Below are 20477 nucleotides of genomic sequence, written 5' to 3' on the forward strand. Positions count from 1 at the left end.
CTATATCGAGTGCAAATCAAAGCGCCCCGAACACCTTCTTCGCCAGGCTGGTCGCCGCCGCCGCCGGGTTCTCGCGGATAGTGGCTTCCTGCTTGCCGATCATCTCGAACAGGCCATTGAGCGCCTGTTCGGTCACGTAACCTTCCAGGTTCGCGCTTTTCGCGTCGATTGCACCGAAGGTCGCGGCCTGACCAGCGAACTTGTTGTACTGCTGGGCCAAGCCGACCTTGTCGGTGGCGTTCTTGACGATCGGCAGGAATTTCTCGCGGATCTGCTCGCGGCTGGTCTTGCTCAGGTACTGGGTCGCCGAGTCGTTGCCGCCACTGAGAATGGCCTTGGCGTCATCCACGGTCATCTTCTTCACTGAATCCAGCAACAGCGCCTGGGCTTGCGGCACCGCAGCCTCGGCGGCCTTGTTCATGCTGGTTTCCAGCTCTTCGACCTGAGCGCCCATGCCGATCATCTTGAGCTTTTGTGCTGCCTTGCCGAGTTTGCCCGGCAGTTCGATGCGCACGTCCGGGTTGTTGCTGAAGCCGCCCGGCGTACCCAGTTGCTTGACGGCAATCTGCGCGCCCTGGCTGAGGGCGTCCTTCAGGCCGCCGGAGGCGTCTTTCTGCGACAGGTCGCTGAGCGACAGGGCCAGGGCACTGGCGGACAGCAGCAGGCCGGCGCACAGGCCGGTGAAGGTGAGGGTACGACGGAGCATGATGGTTTTCCTTGATCTGCAAGCGGGTGAACGGGGAAGTCAGCGCACCGGATCAACCTTGATCTTCAGCGGCTGCGGGTCGTTGCCGTCGAGCGTGACGCTGTGCTGCCGGGTGTTGATGAACAGCAGCTTGCCGTCCAGCTCGATCCGGGCACTGACGGCGTAGCGGTGTCCGGGTTTGACCTGGGCCGGATCGTAGCTCAGATGGAAGGGCAGTGGCACCTGGCCTTTAACCGGACCGCTCTGACGCGCCAGGGTAACGGCGGGGGCGTCGGCGAGGGAAATGTCCTGCAGGGCGACAGTCAGGGTCGCACTGGGGGGCAAGGCGCTGCGCTGCAGGTAGAACACTTCGCCATCGAGGCTGGCTTTGGAAGACAGGGCTTGGCTGGAGCAGGCTGCGAGCAGGGAGGCGCAGCACAGCATCAAGAGCTTTTTCATGGGATCTCCGTGAATGGGTGTCGGCAACGCGCCGACATTTCAGGACTGTAGCGGAATATTGAGTAGCCGATGTCCCGGCCTGCTGTAGGACTAATCATCAGTAGCAGGCCGGGAAGGCGTTCAGGCGGGTTGTTCGCTGCCGCTGTGTTCATCGCGGTGCAGGGCTACCTGGCGGATCGACAGGCGCACTTCGGCCGACAGCACGCGCTTGGCCGCGCCCTCGGCCAGTTCGCCGAGCTTGTCGTGGAAGCCCAGCTTGCCGGCCTCGTCCGGACGCAACACGCGTTGCTCCACCAGGGTCTGGATGAAGTGGCGGAACAGGCTCTTGTCGAAGAACTCCGGAGCGTTCAGGCCGTGCAGGATCGACAGCCGCTGGGCCATGACCACGCACAGGTCTTCCAGCTCTTCGGCGCTGAGGCTGTGCTGGCCGCTGTTGAGCAGCAGCGAAGTGGCCATGTAGAAGCGTTGCAGGGTCTGGGTGATGGCCCGGGCCAGCAGGGTGAGCAGGACGAACTGCCGCGAGCTTGGCGCAGGGCGCAGGTACACGTCGTTTTCGTGACGCAACAGGCCTTGCTCGACGAAGGCGGCCAGCCACTGGTCGACCACCGCATCCAGTTCGTCCGCTTCCCAGCGGATGAACAGCTCGGACTGCAGGTAGGGGTAAAGCGCACGCACGTATTGCAGGATCAGCTCGCGGCTCATGCGCGAGCTGCTCTGGAAGAAGCTCGCCAGCAGCGCCGGCAGGGCGAAGATGTGCAGGACGTTGTTGCGGTAGTAGGTCATCAGGACGGCGTTCTGCTCGTCCAGGTAGAGGATGCGGCCGAGGGCATCGCGTTGCTCGGCGAGCAGGTCCATGCCACGAACATGCTCGATCAGCGCCTGTCCGTCGCCCTCCGGCAGGGTGGTGTGAGGCGAGTAGGGCACCTGGCGCAGCAGGGCCAGGTAGAGGTCGAGGACGCGGGTCAGGGCGCGTTCGTCGAGGGCCAGGCGGCTGGTGGAGAGCAGCGCCAGGGCAACCAGGTTGACCGGGTTGATTGCCGCCGCTTCGTTGAGGTGGCGGGCGACTTTCTCACCCAGGCGCGAAGTGGCTTCGTTCAGCCAGGCCGGGCGGAACTGCGGCGCCAGTTGCTGTTCGCGCCAGCCGGGTTGCTGCTGGTCGAGGAACTGGTTGAGGCGGATCGGCTCGCCGAAGTTCACCGACACCTGGCCGAAGCGCTGCTTGAGCGCGCCGAGCACCTTGAAGATGTCGAAGATCGACTCTTTCTTCTTGCTCGCCCCGCGCAGTTCGCCGAGGTAGGTGCGACCTTCCAGCACCCGCTCGTAGCCGATGTACACCGGCACGAACACGATCGGCGTGCGCGACGAACGCAGGAAGCTGCGCAGGGTGATGGCCAGCATGCCGGTCTTGGGCTGCAGCATGCGCCCGGTGCGCGAGCGCCCGCCTTCGACGAAGTACTCCACCGGGAAGCCCTTGGTGAACAGGGTGTGCAGGTATTCGTTGAACACTGCGGTGTACAGCGGATTGCCCTTGAAGGTGCGGCGCATGAAGAAGGCCCCGCCCCGGCGCAGCAGGCCGCCGATCACCGGCATGTTGAGGTTGATACCGGCGGCGATGTGCGGCGGGGTCAGGCCGTTGCGGAACAGCAGGTAGGACAGCAGCAGGTAGTCGATATGGCTGCGGTGGCAAGGGACGTAGATCACCTCGTGGCCGGGGGCGATGCCCTGGACCTGCTCGATATGATTGACCTTGATGCCGTCGTAGATCTTGTTCCAGAACCAGCTCAGCACCACTTCGAGGAAGCGGATCGCCGTGTAGGTGTAGTCCGAGGCGATTTCGTTGCCGTACTTCAGGGCCGTTGCTTCGGCCTTGGCCAGCGGGATTTTCTCCCGTTCGGCCTCGTCGGCGATCGCCTGGCGCACCAGCGGGTCGTGGACCAGGCCCTTGACCAGATTGCGCCGGTGAGAAATGTCCGGGCCGATCACCGCCGACTTCAGGTTGCGGAAATGCACCCGCAGCAGGCGCTGGGCCATGCGCACGGTGCGCTCGTGGCCCTTGTTGTGGTCGACCAGTTCGCGCAGATGGATGGGGGCGGAGAACTGCACCCGGGTCTTGCGTCCGAGGATCAGGATGGTCAGCAGCCGACGCAGGCGCCCGGTGACCGCCCAACTGTCGGCGAACAGCAGTTTCCACGGGCTCGATTCGCTGGCCGGCGACTGGCCCCAGAACACGCTGACCGGAATGATCTGCGCATCCTGCTCGGGCTGCTGGCTGACCGCGCTGACCAGCCGGCCCAGGGTCGGTGGCGCGCCGCGCTTGTACTGGCGGCCGAGCCAGTCGGGCTCCGGGGTCAGGTAGAAGAACGCGGCAGGTTCCATCAGGTCGCCGACGGCCACGGGCAGCACCGGGCGCGGCAGCCCTGCTTTGGTGCATTCCTTGTCCAGTACCGCGAGGTCGGTCAGCGAGGGCGACTGGATGGCATAGAACACCGGACGGCTGCGGTCCAGGTTGAGGGTGAAGGAGGATTGGTTGATGGTCTCGGAGCGAACCCACAGGTACAACAGTCGGCGCAGTGCGCCAAAGATCAGGCGGCGCAGGGGGGAATGGATCATGTGGAGTGTGCTCTGGAAAGTGGAACGCTAGTGCAGATAGGCGGCAAGTGTGCCGTATCCGCGTAAGTTGAGCAAAAACCGGCCTGGTCATGAAAAATAATTTATGTCTGTCTTATACTCGGTCCGCTGTTTGCAGGAAGTTTCGGCAAGCGGCGTACGCAGGGGTTCCATGCCCCCGCTGACAAGGCGAGTCCAAAATAAAAATCCGGAGTGTTACTGATGTCGTCTCGTGAGACTGGAAGTGTGAAGTGGTTCAATGACGCCAAGGGCTATGGCTTCATTCAACGTGAAGGCGGGGCGGACGTTTTCGTTCACTACCGTGCAATTCGTGGCGAGGGGCACCGTACCCTGCTCGAAGGGCAACAGGTCGAATACAGCCTCACCCAGGGCCAGAAAGGCCTGCAGGCCGAGGATGTAGTCGGACTGTAAGGATTCAGCCACAAGCTGCAAGCTGACCGCGCCAGGCTTGCAGCTTGCAGTCCCTCAACTGGTGCGCCAGGTGATCTCTTCTTCACCATCGGCACTGATGCGGATCCAGCGATCGGCATCTTCTTCGCCTTCTTCCTCGACCCAGCTACCCGGTGCGCAACGCACTTCGACGTTCAGCGCGGCGTGGGCGGCGCGGGCACAGGCGATGTCGTCTTCCCACGGCGTGTTGTCACTTTCCAGGTAAAGACTGTTCCATTTTCCTACGGCCTTGGGCAGCCAGGTAACAGGAATGTCACCGGCGGTGCATTTGAAGGTCTGGCCTTTCTGCTTCCACTCGCTGCACGGACCCAGTGCTTCGGTCAGCCAGGTGGTGATCTGCTTGTGGTCGACGTCGGCGTCCTTCAGGTAGATCTCGATATCGGGTTGGCGCATGGGGATTCTCCGCAAAGGCCTCAGTCAGGCAGGACAAAATAGTCGTAACGCATCGACACCGTGACCTCGAACGGCGCTGCCTGCTCGATCACTGCCGTGCGTCGTTCGGCGCTGGCACGCCAGCCGTGAGGCGTCATCGCCAGCAGGTTGGCGCGGTCGGCGGGGTTGGCCAGGCTCAGGCGGAATTCGAGGATTTCGCTGTGGGCATGGGACATGTCCGCCGGGACCAGGGCCAGGTGCTTGTCGTCGCTGTAGTCACGGACTTCGTCGTAGAGCTTCTGGCGCAGTTCCATCAGGTGGCCGCTGGTGGGGCCGACCCGCATCAGGCCGCCGCCGGGGCTCAGCAGGCGGCGTGCCTCCTGCCAGTCCAGCGGGCTGAACACGCTGGCGATGAACTGGCAACTGGCGTCGGCCAGCGGCACCCGGGCCATGCTCGCCACCAGCCAGGTCAGTTGCGGGCTGCGTTTGCAGGCGCGCTTCACTGCTTCGCGGGAGATGTCCAGGGCATAACCGTCGGCTGCCGGCAGCGCTTCGGCGAGTTGCGCGGTGTAGTAACCCTCGCCGCAACCGATATCCACCCAGCGCCCGGGATTGCGCTCGGCGGCCAGCTCGGCCAGGCGCCGGGCCACCGGGGCGTAATGACCGGCATTGAGGAAGTCGCGGCGGGCCTCGACCATGGCTTGGTTGTCGCCCGGGTCGCGGCTGTTCTTGTGCTGCACCGGCAACAGGTTCAGGTAGCCCTGGCGAGCCCGGTCGAAACGATGGCCGGCGGGGCAGCCGACACCGTTGTCGAGTTCGCGCAGGGGCTCCCGGCAGATAGGGCAGGTGAGCATCAGGCGAGCAACCGGGTCAGGGTCTGGTAGTAGATCTCGGTCAGCACGTCGAGGTCGCTGGCGAGGATGCGCTCGTTGACCTGGTGGATGGTGGCGTTGACCGGGCCCAGTTCGACCACCTGGGTACCGAGGGTGGCGATGAAGCGCCCGTCGGAGGTGCCGCCGCTGGTGGAAGCCTTGGTCTCGCGGCCGGTGACCGCCTTGATGCTGGCGGATACGGCGTCCAGCAGGTCGCCCGGTTCGGTGAGGAACGGCAGGCCGGACAGCGCCCATTCCACGTCCCAGTCCAGTTGGTGCTTGTCGAGGATCGCTGCGACGCGCTGTTGCAGGCCTTCGACGGTGGATTCGGTGGAGAAGCGGAAGTTGAACAGCGCGGTCAACTCGCCCGGGACCACGTTGGTGGCGCCGGTGCCGGAGTTCAGGTTGGAGATCTGGAAGCTGGTTGGCGGGAAGAACGCGTTGCCTTCGTCCCAGTGCTCGGCGGCCAGGTCTGCCAGGGCCGGGGCGGCCAGGTGGATCGGGTTCTTCGCCAGGTGCGGGTAGGCCACGTGGCCTTGCTTGCCGCGCACGGTGAGCTTGGCACCGAGGGAGCCGCGACGGCCGTTCTTGACCACGTCACCGACCAGGGTGGTGCTCGACGGCTCGCCGACGATGCACCAGTCCAGGCGCTCGCCACGCTCGCGCAGGCGTTCGACCACGGCCTTGGTGCCATGGTGGGCCGGGCCTTCTTCATCGCTGGTGATCAGGTAGGCGACCTTGCCGCGGTGGTTCGGGTAATCGGCGACGAAGCGCTCGGTGGCGACGATCATCGCGGCCAGGCTGCCTTTCATATCGGCGGCGCCGCGACCGCAGAGCATGCCGTCGGCATCGATCAGCGCCTCGAACGGATCGTTCTGCCAGGCCTGCACCGGGCCGGTGGGAACCACGTCGGTATGCCCGGCGAAGCACAGCACCGGACCGTCCTGGGTGCCGTGGGTGGCCCAGAAGTTATCGACGTCCTCGATGCGCATCGGCTCCAGGGTGAAACCCGCGTCGCCCAGGCGCTGCATCATCTGTTTCTGGCAATCGAAGTCGAGCGGGGTCACCGAGGGGCGGCGAATCAGGTCGCAGGCCAGTTCGAGGGTGGGCGAGAGTTCGGCGGGGGCCGTCATGAAGGACTCCGGGAGCAAGGCAGGGGGTACGATTTTGGGGCGTTATCTTATAGCAAATGTGTGGCGGGAGGACGGCGGATCGCTGCTGTTTGTCTGGGAGCACAAGGCTGGAGGGGAGTGCTGTGACTGATGGCCTCATCGCTGGCAAGCCAGCTCCCACAGGGTCCATGCAGTCCTTGTGGGAGCTGGCTTGCCAGCGATGAGGCCATCAGCCACACCATCGATCAGGGGTCAGGAGGCCTGTGCCGGCTCCACGGCTTCAGCCGGCTTGGGCAGCGACGACAGCATCGCCATCACCAGCGCCGCCACATACGGCAGCGACTGCACCAGCAGCATGGCCACCCAGAAGCGCATGTCGTTGCTCGGCAGGCCCTGGACCAGGTAGATCCCGGCCGCCGCGCCCCACAGCAGGAGCATGATGAACAGCTCTTCACGGGCCTCCGACAGGGCCACCAGCAAACCATGGCTGTCGGCATTCTTGGGCGTGCGGAAGAACGGGATGCTGCTGGTGAAGAAACCGTACAGCACCGCCTTGGCGATGGTGTGCGACAGCGCCAGGCCAGCCAGGGCGGCGGCGAAGGCGTCCTTCATGTTGACCCCGACCGCGCGGCGGTAGAGGAACACGATCTTGCCCACCTTGAACACGAACAGCGCCAGCGGCGGGATGGCGAAGATCAGCAGCGGCGGGTCGACCCGCTGCGGCACGATGATCATCGCCGCCGACCAGAGCAGCGCGCCGACGGTGAAGAAGATGTTCATGCCGTCGGCGATCCATGGCAGCCAGCCGGCCAGGAAGTGATAACGCTGGCCACGGGTCAGTTCGCTGTCCTTGCCGCGCAGCAGCGAGGCGGCATGGCGCTTGATGATCTGGATGGCGCCATAGGCCCAGCGGAAGCGCTGTTTCTTGAAGTCGATGAAGGTGTCCGGCATCAGCCCCTTGCCGTAGCTGTGGTGGGCATAGGCGGCGGAGTAACCCTTCTCGAACACGCGCAGGCCCAGCTCGGCGTCCTCGCAGATGCACCAGTCGGCCCAGCCCAGTTCTTCCAGCACCGAGCGCCGGGTCATGGTCATGGTGCCGTGCTGGATGATCGCGTCGCGGTCGTTGCGGGTGACCATGCCGATATGGAAGAAGCCCTTGTATTCCGAGTAGCAGAGCTTCTTGAAGGCGCTTTCGTTCTGGTCGCGGTAGTCCTGCGGCGACTGCACCACGGCGATCTTCGGATCGGCGAAGTGCGGAACCATGTGCTTGAGCCAGTTGCGGTCGACGCAGTAGTCCGAGTCGATCACTGCGATCACTTCGGCGTCCGGGGCGGTGTGCGGGATCAGGTAGTTCAGCGCACCACCCTTGAAACCGGCCAGGGGCGAGACGTGGAAGAACTTGAAGCGCTCGCCGAGCAGTTCGCAGTGGGCCTTGATCGGTTCCCACACCGCCGGGTCCTTGGTGTTGTTGTCGATGATCAGGACTTCGTAGTCCGGGTAATCCAGGGCGGCCAGGGCGTTGAGGGTCTGCTTGACCATCTCCGGCGGCTCGTTGTAGCACGGCACATGCACCGAGACCTTGGGCCGGTAGGCTTCGTCGGCGTGCACCGGGAGGAACTCGCGGCGGCGCTTGTTCCACACGGTTTCCGCCAGTTCGTGGGCCTCGGTCAGCAGGACGATGAACACCCCGAGCGCACCGAGGGCGAGGAGGAAGCCCACGGTCAGGCTGAACCAGGTGCTGTATTGCTGGCTGTAGTCGTAGCCGATCCACACCAGCACCGATCCGCAGAGGAAGGCGATGAAGGTCAGGAAGGTGCGGCCGCGCTGGCGCAGGGCCGAGCCGTCGATCAGCAGCAGGGTCAGCGAGAGCAGGGCGAGGACCACCGAACCCACCGCCAGCACCCGCCATTGCGGGATCGCCACCACCGGGCCTTCGAAGTTGAATTTCTGCTGGCGGGCGGCGTTGAACACGCCCCAGTAGGCGCCCACCGAGCCTTCGTCGCTGGCCTTCCACGGCTGGTCGTAGGCTTCGATGACAAAGTAGTTGTAGCCCTGGCGGTTGAGCTTGTTGACCAAGGTGCGCAGGTAGATCGCCTGGTCGGCCTGGGTCGCGTCGGCACCGCCGCGCATGCGCCCGTTGCTTGGCCAGCCGACCTCGGACAGCAGCAGCGGTTTGCGCGGGAACATGCGCTTGAGGTCACGGGCGCGGTCGAGGACGAACTGGCCGGCATCCTTCATCGGAATGAATTCCCAGTACGGCAGGATGTGCGCGGCGATCAGGTCGACGTGCTTGGCCAGTTGCGGGGTCTTTTCCCAGATATGCCATTGCTCGCTGGTGGTCACCGGCACCTTCACCGCCGCGCGGACCCGGTCCAGATAGACGATCAGCGCCTCGGGGGTGATTTCTTCGCGGAACAGCGCCTCGTTGCCGACCACCACGCGCACTACGCTGCGGGTGGTGTTGGCCAGTTCGATGGCTTTCTGGATTTCCCGTTCGTTGCGCTCCTGGTCCGGGCTGATCCAGATCCCCAGGGTCACCCGCAGGCCGAATTCCTCGGCCAGCCGCGGGATTTCCGCCTGGGTGCCTTCGACGGTGTAGGTACGGATGCTGTCGGTCAGCTTGCTCAGCTGTTCGAGGTCCGCGCGCATTTCCTCCTCGGTCGGGTATTGGCCCTTCTGCGGGCTTTCACCGAGGCGGAACGGCGAATAGGAGAAACCGGAGATCTGCTCCGGCCAGTTCGGCGCGGACACCGGGCGGTTGATCAGCGCCCAGAACCCGGTGAAAAGCGCGGCGATCGCCATGACGATCACCAGGTTGAGACCAAATTTACGCGATGACATAAGTAGTTCTGGTTCCGGAGAGTGGAACGGGCCAGCGCGGGAGGCGCGGATCCAGGGCGGCGTCTGGTCGGTTCTTGTGGGAATGTTGACCGGACCGCCATTGGATTTTCTTAAGAGGTCTAAGTTCTCAAGCCCGTCGGTGTCGTCCAAGACTTTTTGCAGCGTAGGACATTTCGTCGGACATTAAAGCAGCATTGCCCGCCTCCTGACCAATGCCGGGCCGTCCAAAGGCGCTGTCATTGCCATCGCAGGGGCCTATAATGCGCGCCGGTTTTTTGCGGGGTGCAGGACATGAGCAACGAAGATCCACGGTTTGCCGGCATCGCCCGGCTGTACGGCCTCGACGGCCTGCAACGCTTGCGCGACGCCCATGTGGCGGTGGTCGGTATCGGCGGCGTCGGCTCGTGGACGGCGGAAGCCCTGGCCCGCAGCGGGGTGGGCGAGATCTCGCTGTTCGACCTCGACGATGTCTGCGTCAGCAACACCAACCGCCAGGCCCATGCCCTGGAAGGCAACGTCGGCAAGGCCAAGGTCGAGGTGACGGCCGAACGCCTGCGCGCCATCAACCCGGCGTGCCGGGTGCATGCGGTGAGCGACTTCGTCACCCGCGAGACCATGGCCGAGTACATCACCGAGGACATCGATTGCGTGATCGACTGCATCGACAGCGTGATGTCCAAGGCCGCGCTGATCGCCTGGTGCAAGCGACGCAAGATCACCATCATCAGCACCGGCGGCGCCGGCGGGCAGATCGACCCGACGCAGATCCAGGTCGCCGACCTCAACCGTACCTACAACGACCCGCTGGCCTCGCGAGTGCGTTCGACCCTGCGCCGCGACTACAACTTCTCGCGCAACCAGAGCCGCAGCTACGGCGTGCCGGTGGTGTTTTCCACCGAGCAACTGCGCTATCCGCAGCCCGACGGCAGCGTGTGCCTGGACAAGAGCTTCGTAGGTGAGGGGACGCGGCTGGACTGCGCCGGCGGCTTTGGCGCGGTAATGATGGTGACCGCGACCTTCGGCATGGTCGCCGCGAGCAAGGCGGTGGACAAGCTGGTGGCCGGCGCCCGCCGGCCATCCGAGCGCAAGCCGGCTCAGCCTCCGGCGGCGAGCTGAGCCATGCGTTGCAGCACGGCGTTCAGGCCGTTGCTGCGTGAAGGCGAGAGCTGGCGGCCAAGGCCCAGCTGATTGAACCAGCCGGGCAGGTCGAGTTGCTGCAACTCGGCGCTGGACAGGCCTTCGACCCGCACCAGCAGCAGGGCCAGCAAGCCACGGATCAGGCGCGCATCACTGGCTGCGGCAAAGCGCCAGCGCCCGTCGTCCTGCCGGGCGACCAGCCAGACCTGGCTTTCGCAACCGTGGACGCGGTTGTCCTCACCCTTTTCTTCATCCGTCAGTGGCGCCAGGCGTTCGCCCCATTGCATCAGCAGGCGCGCGCGCTGTTCCCAGCCGGAGGCGGCGGCGAAAGTGTCGAGCGCCTCCTGGGCGCCGCTTGGCAGGCTCATCGCAACAGCTCCAGGGCCTGGTCGAGGGCGCTGAAGAAGTGCTGGAGATCGTCCGAGTCGTTGTACAGCGCCAGGGACACGCGGATCGCGCCGTCCAGGCCGAGGCTGTTGACCAGCGGCATGGCGCAGTGATGACCGGCGCGTACGGCGATGCCCTGTTCGGTCAGCAGGTGGGACAGGTCGGCGTTGTGCACGCCCTCCACCACGAAGCTGGCCAGGGCCGCTTGTGGCGCACCGAGGAGGCGGATGCCTTCGCGGTCGTTGAGGCCGCGCAGCAGGTGGCGGTGCAGGGCGGCTTCATGTTCGGTCACCGCGTTGGCGTCGAGGCTGGCCAGGTAATCGAGTGTCGCGCCCAGGCCGATCACGCTGGCGATTGGCGGGGTGCCGGCTTCGAAGCCCAGTGGTGCCGGGCGGAAGCTGGATTCCTGGTAGCCGGCCAGTTGCACCATCTCGCCGCCGAACTGCCAGTGCCGCAGCCGAGTCAGCGCTTCGTTGCGCCCGTAGAGCACGCCGAGGCCGTCCGGGCCGTACAGCTTGTGGCTGGAAAATACATAGAAGTCGCAGCCGAGGCGGCTGACGTCGTGGCGACCGTGGACGATGCCCTGGGCACCGTCGACCACGGTCACGGCGCCCTGGGCGCGAGCGTGATCGAGCAGCGGTTGCAGGGGTTGCCAGGTGCCGAGCACGTTGGACAACTGGCTGACCGCCAGCACCCGGGTACGCGGGCCGATCAGTTGCAGGGCCGCGTCCAGGTCAATCTGGCCGTTGTCCGCCAGCGGCAGGATCACCAGCTTGAGGCCGCGGCGCTTGGCCAGCTGTTGCCAGGGCAGCAGGTTGGCGTGGTGTTCGAGGGCGCTGACGGCGATCTCTTCGCCGGCTTCCAGGCGATGCTCAAGGCCATAGGCCAGCAGATTCAGCGCCGAGGTGGCGCCATGGGTGAAGACGATCTGCCCGTTGCTTCCGGCATTCAGCCAGGCGGCAGCCTTGTCGCGACTGGCTTCGAAAGCCTGGGTGGCGAGGGCGCCGGGCAGGTGCTGGGCGCGATGCACATTGGCTGCGCCATGCGCGTAGTAGTGGGTCAGGGCGTCGAGCAGGGCCTGGGGTTTTTGCGTGGTTGCCGCACTGTCCAGATAGGTCTGGTGCTGGCGTTGCAAGGTGGCGATGGCGGGAAAATCCGCGCGCCAGGGAGAGGGCTGGAACATGTTCGTAGGGCCTGGGTATCGGGTCTGGCGAATGGCCAGACCCGATCGTACCACTTAGTTGTGGGCGTGCAGCGCTTCGTTCAGCTCGATCGCCGACTTGTGGGTCTTGCACTCCACGGCACCGGTCACCGAGTTGCGGCGGAACAGCAGGTCGGTCTGGCCGGCCAGGTCGCGGGCCTTGACCACTTTCACCAGCTGGTTCTGCTCGTCGAGCAGTTGCACCTTGGTGCCGGCGGTGATGTACAGGCCGGCTTCGACGGTGTTGCGGTCGCCCAGCGGGATGCCGATACCGGCGTTGGCGCCGATCAGGCAGCCTTCGCCGACCTTGATGACGATGTTGCCGCCGCCGGACAGGGTGCCCATGGTCGAGCAGCCGCCGCCCAGGTCCGAACCCTTGCCGACGAAGACACCCGCGGATACGCGGCCTTCGATCATGCCCGGGCCTTCGGTGCCGGCGTTAAAGTTGACGAAGCCTTCGTGCATGATCGTGGTGCCTTCGCCGATGTAGGCACCCAGGCGTACGCGGGCGCTGTCGGCGATACGCACGCCGCTCGGCACGACGTAGTCGGTCATCTTCGGGAACTTGTCCACCGAGAACACTTCCAGCAGCTCGCCTTTCAGGCGCGCCTCCAGTTGCGCTTCGGCCAGTTCGCCGAGGTCGATGGCGCCCTGGCTGGTCCAGGCCACGTTCGGCAGCAGCGGGAAGATGCCGGCCAGGCTCAGGCCATGCGGCTTGACCAGGCGGTGCGAGAGCAGGTGCAGCTTCAGGTAGGCTTCCGGCGTCGAAGCCAGGGTGGCGTCTTCGGCGAGCAGGGTGGCGACCAGCGGCTTGCTGCTTTCGGCCAGGCGGGTCAGCAGGGCGGCCTGGACCGGGTCGATCGACTTGACCGCGTCGGCCAGTTGGCCGGCCTGGGCCGGGCTGAAGGCGATGGCCTGGTTGCCACCTTCATAGCCCAGCAGCGGGGCGACGGCGGCGACCAGCTCGGCTGGCGGGTTGAGCAGCGGCTGGGCGTAGAACACTTCCAGCCAGGCGCCTTGACGGTTTTGCGTGCCGACGCCGAAGGCCAGGCTGAACAGGGAGTTGGACATGCGGTTACCTCGTACTGAAATGGATTGAAAGCGGGCGGCTCACTGCAGGGCGGCTGCGTACAGGTCCGGTTTGAAACCCACCAGGGTCTTGCCGCCGAGGTCGAGGACCGGGCGCTTGATCATCGACGGTTGGGCGAGCATCAGTTCGACGGCCTTGGCCTGGTCGAGGTCGGCCTTCTGCGCGTCATCGAGCTTGCGGAAGGTGGTGCCGGCACGGTTGAGGATGGTTTCCCAGCCGTGCTCGTCGCACCAGCGGTTCAGGCTGTCGCGGTCGATGCCCTGGGTCTTGTAGTCGTGGAAGTCGTAGCCGATGGCTTTATCTTCGAGCCAGGTACGCGCTTTTTTCATCGTGTCACAGGCTTTGATGCCGTAGAGAATGTAAGCCATTGAACGTCCAGGGTCGCCAGGCGTGCCTGGGACGACCCCACAACTCCTCGAAAATTGGGGTGGCGGGATTATGCGGTATCAATCGGCACGGCGCCACGGCTGTGGCGCCGGCTTCTGACCGATGCGTTATCAGGCGTTGCCCAGCAGTTGCCGCGACTCGATGAAAATCACCCCGGCCTGCTCCAGTTCGGCCATGGCCTGTTCCAGCGAGCCGTTGCTGTCGATGGCCCGGCAGGCGTCCAGCACCACATAGGTGGTGAAACCCTCGCGACGCGCATCAAGGGCGGTCCAGGTCACGCAGAAGTCCAGGGCCAGGCCCACTACGTAGACGCTTGCGATGCCCTTTTCGCGTAGGGCACCGGCCAGCCCGGTGGTGGTCTTGCGGTCGGCCTCGAAGAACGCCGAGTAGCTATCCACCAGGGGATTACCGCCCTTGCGCACGATCAGTTGGGTGTGGGGAATGTCCACCTGCGGATGGAATTCGGCACCGTGGCTGCCCTGGATGCAGTGGTCCGGCCACATTACCTGGGGGCCGTAGGGCAATTCGATGACGTCGAAGGGTTTCTCGCCCGGATGGCTGGAGGCGAAGGAAATATGCCCGGCGGGGTGCCAGTCCTGGGACATGACCACGTTGCCGAAACCCTCGGCGATCCGGTTGACCAGCGGCACGATCGTATCCCCCTGGGGCACGGCCAGGGCGCCGCCGGGGGTGAAGTCGTTCTGGATATCGATCACCAGCAGGGCGCGATCGGGGCTATCGGTCTTTACTGCTTCGTTGCCAGGTACGGTGCTCATCGAAGGGCCTTCCTTGTATTCACGGTGGCGGAGTTATAACAGCGCTTCTTGAATAATCTTCTTGTGTAGCATGGTGTTACATATTGCCCGGCGACCTGCGACTTAGGTGCAGCGGTCTGCCGGGGGGACAGATCGTTACTATATGTATCCAATGACCGGCCTATGTCCATCCGTCCGGTCATGCTTTTGAATCGAACAGGGAAACACGCCGTATGCAATCAGCCTATACCGTCCTCATCCTGCTGATGCTGGTGAGTGTCTCCAAGCTGGTCGGGCGCATGATCCCGCTGCCCCTGCCGCTGGTGCAGATCGCCGCCGGGGCGCTGCTGGCCTGGCCGACCCTTGGTCTGCACGTGGCTCTCGATCCGGAGCTTTTCCTCTTTCTGTTCCTGCCGCCGCTGCTGTTTTCCGATGGCTGGCGCATGCCCAAGCGTGAGCTGTGGCGTTTGCGCGGGCCGATCCTGACCCTGGCCGTGGGGCTGGTGCTGTTCACCGTGGTCGGCGCCGGCTATTTCATCCACTGGATCATTCCGAGCATTCCGTTGCCCGTAGCCTTCGCCTTGGCTGCCGTGCTGTCGCCCACCGATGCGGTGGCGGTCTCGGCCATCACCCAGGACCGCCTGCCGACTCCGCTGATGCATATGCTCCAGGGCGAGGCGCTGATGAACGACGCCTCGGGCCTGGTGACCTTCAAGTTCGCCCTGGCTGCGGCGATCACCGGGGTGTTCTCCCTGACCGAGGCGAGCCTGACCTTCGTCCTCGTGGCCATCGGCGGCCTGGCCATCGGCGTCGCCCTGAGCTGGCTGGTGGGGCGTCTGCGCGCCTGGATGATCGCCCGCGGTTGGGACGATCCGGCTACCCATGTGGTGTTCATGCTGCTGTTGCCGTTCGCCGCCTACGTGCTGGCCGAGCGCCTGGGTGCCTCGGGCATTCTCTCGGCGGTGGCGGCGGGGATGATGCAGAGCTGGCTCGACCTGCTGCCGCGGCAGACCAGCACGCGCCTGCTCAACCGCAGCGTCTGGTCGCTGCTGGAGTTCGCCTTCAACGGCCTGATCTTCCTGCTGCTGGGCCTGCAACTGCCGGACATCATCAAGGCCGTCACCAGCCACGAAGCGTCGCTCTGGCCGACCCTGGCCTGGCGCTGCCTGGATGTGGTGGCGATCTTCGCCGTGCTGGTGATCCTGCGTTTCGTCTGGGTGCAGAGCATCTGGCGCCTGATCGGCCTGTTGCGGCGCTGGCGCGGCAAGTCGGAGCTGGTGTTGCTGCCGGACGCACGCTCCTGCTGGTTGCTGACCATCGGTGGGGTGCGCGGGGCGGTGACCCTGGCGGGTGTGATGTCGGTGCCGCTGCTGATCAGTGCCGGCAAGGGCTTTCCCGAGCGGGACCTGCTGATCTTCATCGCTGCCGGGGTAATCCTGCTGTCGCTGGTCTGCGCTTGCGTCGCCTTGCCGCTGTTGCTGCGCGGGGTGACGAAGAGCCCGGACGACACCTTGCAACAGGAGGCCGACGAAGCCTGGCGGCGCACTGCCGAGGCGGCGATTCATGCTCTGGAAGCGGAGGAAACCGCCGAGCCGGGTGCTGCGCCGGATGCCTCGCAGGCGGCGCTTTCCGCTGAACTCAAGGCGCGCCTGATGGCCGAGTACCGCCAGCAACTCGATGCCTACAACGACAGCGCCGAGGCCCGTGCCCTGGCCGAGCAGATGGACCAGCTCGAACGCCGCCTGCGTCTCCGTGCGCTGCGCGCCCAGCGCCTGGAGCTGTACCGCATGCATCGCCATCATGAAGTCGGCGACGACGTGGTGCGCAAGGTGCTGGGCGAGCTGGACATGAGCGAGGCCAACCTGGGGGCGGTGAAGTGAGACCGTCGCTGCTGCTGATGGCTTCATCGCTGGCAAGCCAGCTCCCACAGAGGGCGCGTCGAGCACCAATACCGTGACTGGCCCAAAACCCTGTGGGAGCGGCCGGGCGGCGATCCGATTGCCGACGATGAGGCCACCTGTCTCGACATTGATCTTGCTGATCTGTGTTGTTCTGGAGGGCCTCATCGCTGGCAATGCCAGCTCCCACAGGGTTCTGCGACAGCCACGAAATTCGTGTTCGACGCGGTCGTTGTGGGGCTGGCTTGCCAGTGATTGGAGGTATCAGCCTTCGATGAACGCCCGAATCCGCTTGGCCGCCTCGACGCACTCGGCCAGCGGTGCGACCAGCGCCATGCGCACACGGCCGGCACCCGGGTTGACGCCATCGACGTCACGGGACAGATACGAGCCTGGCACCACGGTCACATGCTGCTGCTCGAACAGGCCACGGCAGAACGCCGCATCATCGTTGCCCGGCACCTTGGCCCACAGGTAGAAGCCGCCGTCGGGCTTTTGCACGTCCAGCACCGGTGCAAGGATCTCCAGCACCGCGTCGAACTTCTCGCGGTACAGGTCGCGGTTGTCGCGCACATGGGCTTCGTCGTTCCACGCGGCGATGCTCGCCAGTTGGGTTTGCACCGGCATCGCGCAGCCGTGGTAGGTGCGGTACAGCAGGAAGGCCTTGAGGATCTCGGCATCGCCAGCGACGAAACCGGAACGCAGGCCCGGCAGGTTGGAGCGCTTGGACAGGCTGTGGAACACCACGCAGCGCTTGAAATCGCTGCGGCCCAGTTCGGCGCAGGCGCTGAGCAGGCCCGGTGGCGGGCTTTGTTCGTCGAAGTACAGCTCGCTGTAGCACTCGTCGGCGGCGATGACGAAGTCATGCTGGTCGGCAAGGGCGATGAGTTTCTTCAGGGTTTCCAGCGGCACCAGGGCGCCGGTGGGGTTGCCTGGCGAGCACAGGAAGAGGATCTGGCAGCGCTGCCAGACCTCCGCCGGCACCGCATCGAAGTCCGGGTTGAAGCCGTTGCTGTCGAGGCAGGCCAGGTAGTGCGGCTTGGCTCCGGCCAGCAGGGCCGCGCCTTCGTAGATCTGGTAGAAGGGGTTCGGGCTGATGATCAGGCCGTCATCGCTGCGCTCGACCACCGCCTGGGTGAAGGAGAACAGTGCCTCGCGAGTGCCGTTGACCGGCAGCACATGGCGTGCGGCATCCAGCCAGCCGGCCGGTACGCCGAAGCGCCGTTCGCACCAGTGGGCGATGGACTCGCGCAGGGCCGGCAAGCCGAGGGTGGTCGGGTAGACCGCCATCTGGTCGAGGTTGTCGGCCAGGGCCTTGGCCACGAAAGCGGGCGAGGTGTGCTTCGGCTCACCGATCGACAGGGCGATGGCGCGCTTGTCCGCCGCGGGGGTAACGCCGCCCAGCAGGGCGCGGAGTTTCTCGAACGGGTAGGGCTGAAGCTGGTTCAAAGCGGTGTTCATCGGCGCGAGGTCTCGTCAAGGCATTAAATGGTCAGGCGAAAGGATTCGGTTCCGCTGGCCTGGTCGACCCGCAACTGCTCGACGATGGCGTCCTGCAGGCGGCTGCACAGTTGCGGATCGGAAAGTGGCTGGTTGTCGGCGTCGGTGATGAAGAACACGTCTTCCACGCGCTCGCCGAGGGTGGCGATCTTGGCGTTCTGCAGCGACAGGTCGAAATCCAGGAAGATCTTGCCGATCCGCGCCAGCAGGCCGGGGCGGTCGGGGGCGATCAGTTCGAGGATGGTCACCGGGCGCTGGGCGTCGTTGAGGATGGTTACCTGCGGGGCGAAGTTGAAGTGTTTCAACTGTCGCGGTACCCGGCGGTGGATGATGTTCGGGTAGTCGTCCGGGTTGCGCAGGGCGTCGCTGAGTCCGTCACGGATCTGCTTGACCCGCTGCGGATTGTCGCCGATCGAGCCGCCGTCGTTGTCGAGCACGATGTAGGTGTCGAGGGTGAACTGGCTGCTCGATGTGATGATCCGCGCGTCATGGATGTTCAGGTTGAGCTGGTCCATGGCCGCCACGGTCACGGCGAAAAAGTCGTGCTGGTCGGGGGCATAGATGAAGATCTGCGTGCCGCCCTCGAATTCGCGCTGGGTGGTTTCCTTGATCAGCACCAGCGGGCCGCTGTCGGCCGGTTGCTGGAGGATCGCATCGGAGTGCCAGGCCACGTCGGCGGCGGTGTGACGGAGGAAATAGTCGTCGCCCAGTTGCGACCAGAGCTGCTCGACGTCGTCCTGGTCGTTGCCCTCGCGGACCAGGATGTCCAGTGCCGCGCTCTGGGTCTGGCGAATCTGTTCCTCGCGGTCCAGCGGGTTTTCCAGGCCGCGGCGCAGGGCGCGCTTGGTCTCGGTGTAGAGCTGGCGCAGCAGGCTGGCACGCCAGGAGTTCCACAGACTGGGGTTGGTGGCGTTGATGTCGGCCACGGTCAGCACGTAGAGATAGTCCAGGTACACCTGGTTGCCGACATGCTGGGCGAAGTCGTGGATCACCTGCGGGTCGGACAGGTCCTTGCGCTGCGCGGTGGTGGACATCACCAGGTGGTTCTGCACCAGCCAGACGATCAGGCGGCTGTCCCACGCCGGCAACTGGTGCCGTTCGCAGAAGATCTGCGCATCCACCGCACCCAGCTCCGAGTGGTCGCCCTGGCGACCCTTGCCGATGTCGTGGTAGAGCCCGGCCATGTAGATCAGTTCCGGCTTGGGCAGGCGGCCCATGAGCTTGCTGGCCAGCGGGAATTTCTCGGACACCGGCGTGTACTGCAGTTTGCGCAGGTGCTTGATCAGGTTCAGGGTGTGGGCGTCCACGGTGTAGATGTGGAACAGGTCGTGCTGCATCTGCCCGACGATCAGGCCGAACTCCGGCAGGTAGCGGCCGAGGATGCCGTAGCGGTTCATCCGCCGCAGGTTGCGGTGGATGCCGATCTCGCACTTGAACAGTTCGATGAACAGGCTGGTATTGCGGATGTCGTTGCGGAACTTGTCGTCGATCAGGTGGCGGTTTTCCCGCAGCAGGCGGATGGTATCCGCGCGTACGCCCTTGATTTCCGGGTGCTGGGCCATCAGCACGAAGATTTCCAGCATGGCGAACGGGGTGCGTTTGAACACGTTCGGGCGTACTGCCTCGATGTAGCCATCGTGCAACTGGAAGCGCGCGTTCAGCGGCTGGGTGCTGGAACTGGTGTCATCGGCGAGGATGACTTCCTCGAAGTGCTGGATGATCAGGTCGCTGAGCTCGGCGATGCTCATGACCACCCGGTAGTACTGCTGCATGAACTGTTCGATGGCGCGCTTGGGATTGTCATCGACGAAGCCGAGCAGGGCGGCGATGCTGCGCTGGTGGTCGAACAGCAGGCGGTCCTCGGCGCGTCCGGCGAGCATGTGCAGGGCGTAGCGCACTTTCCAGAGGAACTCCTGGGACGCCGCCAGCAGCTTGTTTTCGTCTTCCAGCAGGAAGCCTTCGCCAGCCAGGGCGTGCAGGTTCAGGGTGCCGTACTGGCGGCGGGCGACCCAGAGCACCGTCTGGATATCGCGCAGGCCACCGGGGGAGCCCTTGACGTTGGGTTCGAGGTTGTACTCGGTGTCGTTGTACTTGTGGTGGCGGGCCTTCTGCTCGGCGCGCTTGGCCAGGAAGAACTCCTTGCTCGGCCACATGTGCGCGGTGCTGGTGACGTCGAGCATGCGCTGGCGCAGACGCTCGGGGCCAGCGATGGTGCGGCTTTCCATCAGGTTGGTGATCACCGTCAGGTCGGCGCGGGCCTGTTCGGCGCATTCGTCCACCGAGCGAACGCTCTGGCCCACTTCCAGGCCGATATCCCACAGCAGTGTCAGGAAACGCTCGATCGGATCGCGGAAAATCTCGTGGTCGGCGCTGTCCAGCAGGATCAGCAGGTCGATGTCGGAGTGCGGGTGCAGTTCGCCGCGGCCGTAGCCACCCACCGCGACCAGGGCGATATCGGCTTCGTCGCTCCAGTCGAAGTGATTCCAGGCCTGTTGCAGGACATTGTCGACGAACCAGGCGCGATCCTCGATCAGGCGGCGGATGTCGCGGCCGTCGCGAAAACGCTGGTCAAGCACCTCGCCGGCGCGGCGTATGGCCTTCTTGAACGCCGCGATGGGGCTTGACTTGAGGGCCAGTTCCGCCTGGAACTGGCCACGATCGAACAGCTCGGGATCCACCTGGGGCATCGAATCGTCCTGTCTG

At 64.9% G+C, this 20477-nt stretch carries 17 protein-coding genes; 3 read left to right on the forward strand and 14 right to left on the reverse strand.

Annotation, left to right across the window (positions count from 1 at the left end):
* Positions 1–16: 16 nt before the first annotated feature.
* From ACODSK_RS05200 to plsB, 3 genes are all read right to left on the reverse strand, one after another.
* Positions 17–706, reverse strand: a complete 690-nt coding sequence (locus ACODSK_RS05200; protein WP_489014353.1) for a DUF4197 domain-containing protein — start codon at positions 704–706, stop codon at positions 17–19.
* 39 nt (positions 707–745) lie between these two features.
* The gene (locus ACODSK_RS05205; RefSeq protein ID WP_489014354.1) at positions 746–1144 is read right to left on the reverse strand and encodes a YbaY family lipoprotein; all 399 of its coding nucleotides are present in this window, start codon (positions 1142–1144) and stop codon (positions 746–748) included.
* Positions 1145–1264: 120 nt separating this feature from the next.
* On the reverse strand, positions 1265–3754 hold the full coding sequence (gene plsB / locus ACODSK_RS05210; RefSeq protein ID WP_489014356.1) for a glycerol-3-phosphate 1-O-acyltransferase PlsB: 2490 nt from the start codon (positions 3752–3754) through the stop codon (positions 1265–1267).
* A gap of 219 nt (positions 3755–3973) precedes the next feature.
* Between plsB and ACODSK_RS05215 the strand changes: the two genes are divergently transcribed.
* Positions 3974–4183, forward strand: a complete 210-nt coding sequence (locus tag ACODSK_RS05215; RefSeq protein ID WP_009395290.1) for a cold-shock protein — start codon at positions 3974–3976, stop codon at positions 4181–4183.
* Between the two features lie 54 nt (positions 4184–4237).
* On the opposite strand, the gene ACODSK_RS05220 is transcribed toward ACODSK_RS05215, so the two are convergent.
* The 4 genes from ACODSK_RS05220 to ACODSK_RS05235 form a co-directional block, all read right to left on the reverse strand.
* Positions 4238–4615, reverse strand: coding sequence for a hypothetical protein (locus ACODSK_RS05220; protein WP_489014357.1), 378 nt, complete (start codon positions 4613–4615; stop codon positions 4238–4240).
* A gap of 20 nt (positions 4616–4635) precedes the next feature.
* On the reverse strand, positions 4636–5448 hold the full coding sequence (locus tag ACODSK_RS05225) for a putative RNA methyltransferase (RefSeq protein ID WP_489014358.1): 813 nt from the start codon (positions 5446–5448) through the stop codon (positions 4636–4638).
* Positions 5448–6599 carry a succinyl-diaminopimelate desuccinylase gene (gene dapE / locus ACODSK_RS05230; protein WP_489014360.1) on the reverse strand — a complete coding sequence of 384 codons (1152 nt, stop codon included), beginning with the start codon at positions 6597–6599 and terminating at the stop codon, positions 5448–5450. Before dapE ends, ACODSK_RS05225 begins: the two co-directional genes overlap by 1 nt.
* A gap of 231 nt (positions 6600–6830) precedes the next feature.
* Entirely contained in the window at positions 6831–9419 is a 2589-nt protein-coding gene (locus ACODSK_RS05235; protein ID WP_489014362.1) for a glycosyltransferase, read from the reverse strand.
* Between the two features lie 291 nt (positions 9420–9710).
* Here ACODSK_RS05235 and tcdA point away from each other — a divergent pair, with 291 nt between their 5' ends.
* On the forward strand, positions 9711–10535 hold the full coding sequence (gene tcdA, locus ACODSK_RS05240; RefSeq protein WP_489014364.1) for a tRNA cyclic N6-threonylcarbamoyladenosine(37) synthase TcdA: 825 nt from the start codon (positions 9711–9713) through the stop codon (positions 10533–10535).
* On the opposite strand, the gene ACODSK_RS05245 is transcribed toward tcdA, so the two are convergent.
* The 5 genes from ACODSK_RS05245 to pncA form a co-directional block, all read right to left on the reverse strand.
* Positions 10514–10924 (reverse strand): SufE family protein, encoded by a 411-nt coding sequence (locus ACODSK_RS05245; protein WP_489014366.1) that lies wholly within the window; start codon positions 10922–10924, stop codon positions 10514–10516. The genes tcdA and ACODSK_RS05245 overlap by 22 nt on opposite strands.
* Positions 10921–12126, reverse strand: a complete 1206-nt coding sequence (locus ACODSK_RS05250; RefSeq protein WP_489014368.1) for an aminotransferase class V-fold PLP-dependent enzyme — start codon at positions 12124–12126, stop codon at positions 10921–10923. Before ACODSK_RS05250 ends, ACODSK_RS05245 begins: the two co-directional genes overlap by 4 nt.
* Before the next feature lie 54 nt (positions 12127–12180).
* A complete protein-coding gene (gene dapD, locus ACODSK_RS05255) occupies positions 12181–13215 on the reverse strand; it encodes a 2,3,4,5-tetrahydropyridine-2,6-dicarboxylate N-succinyltransferase (RefSeq protein ID WP_489014370.1) in 1035 nt (344 codons plus the stop codon).
* 39 nt (positions 13216–13254) lie between these two features.
* Positions 13255–13602: an ArsC family reductase gene (locus ACODSK_RS05260; RefSeq protein WP_489014372.1), complete on the reverse strand. Its 348-nt coding sequence runs from the start codon at positions 13600–13602 to the stop codon at positions 13255–13257.
* A 129-nt stretch (positions 13603–13731) separates the two neighbouring features.
* Positions 13732–14397: a bifunctional nicotinamidase/pyrazinamidase gene (pncA, locus tag ACODSK_RS05265; protein WP_489014373.1), complete on the reverse strand. Its 666-nt coding sequence runs from the start codon at positions 14395–14397 to the stop codon at positions 13732–13734.
* A gap of 212 nt (positions 14398–14609) precedes the next feature.
* On the opposite strand from pncA, the gene ACODSK_RS05270 reads away from it, so the two are divergent.
* The gene (locus ACODSK_RS05270) at positions 14610–16256 is read left to right on the forward strand and encodes a Na+/H+ antiporter (RefSeq protein WP_489014375.1); all 1647 of its coding nucleotides are present in this window, start codon (positions 14610–14612) and stop codon (positions 16254–16256) included.
* Positions 16257–16538: 282 nt separating this feature from the next.
* Here the strand turns inward: ACODSK_RS05270 and dapC are convergent, their stop codons facing one another.
* Together dapC and ACODSK_RS05280 are read right to left on the reverse strand one after the other, a co-directional pair.
* Positions 16539–17735: a succinyldiaminopimelate transaminase gene (dapC, locus tag ACODSK_RS05275; RefSeq protein WP_489014377.1), complete on the reverse strand. Its 1197-nt coding sequence runs from the start codon at positions 17733–17735 to the stop codon at positions 16539–16541.
* A 23-nt stretch (positions 17736–17758) separates the two neighbouring features.
* Entirely contained in the window at positions 17759–20461 is a 2703-nt protein-coding gene (locus ACODSK_RS05280) for a [protein-PII] uridylyltransferase (RefSeq protein ID WP_489014379.1), read from the reverse strand.
* Positions 20462–20477: the final 16 nt, after the last annotated feature.

The organism is Pseudomonas sp. FG98 (assembly GCF_057808595.1).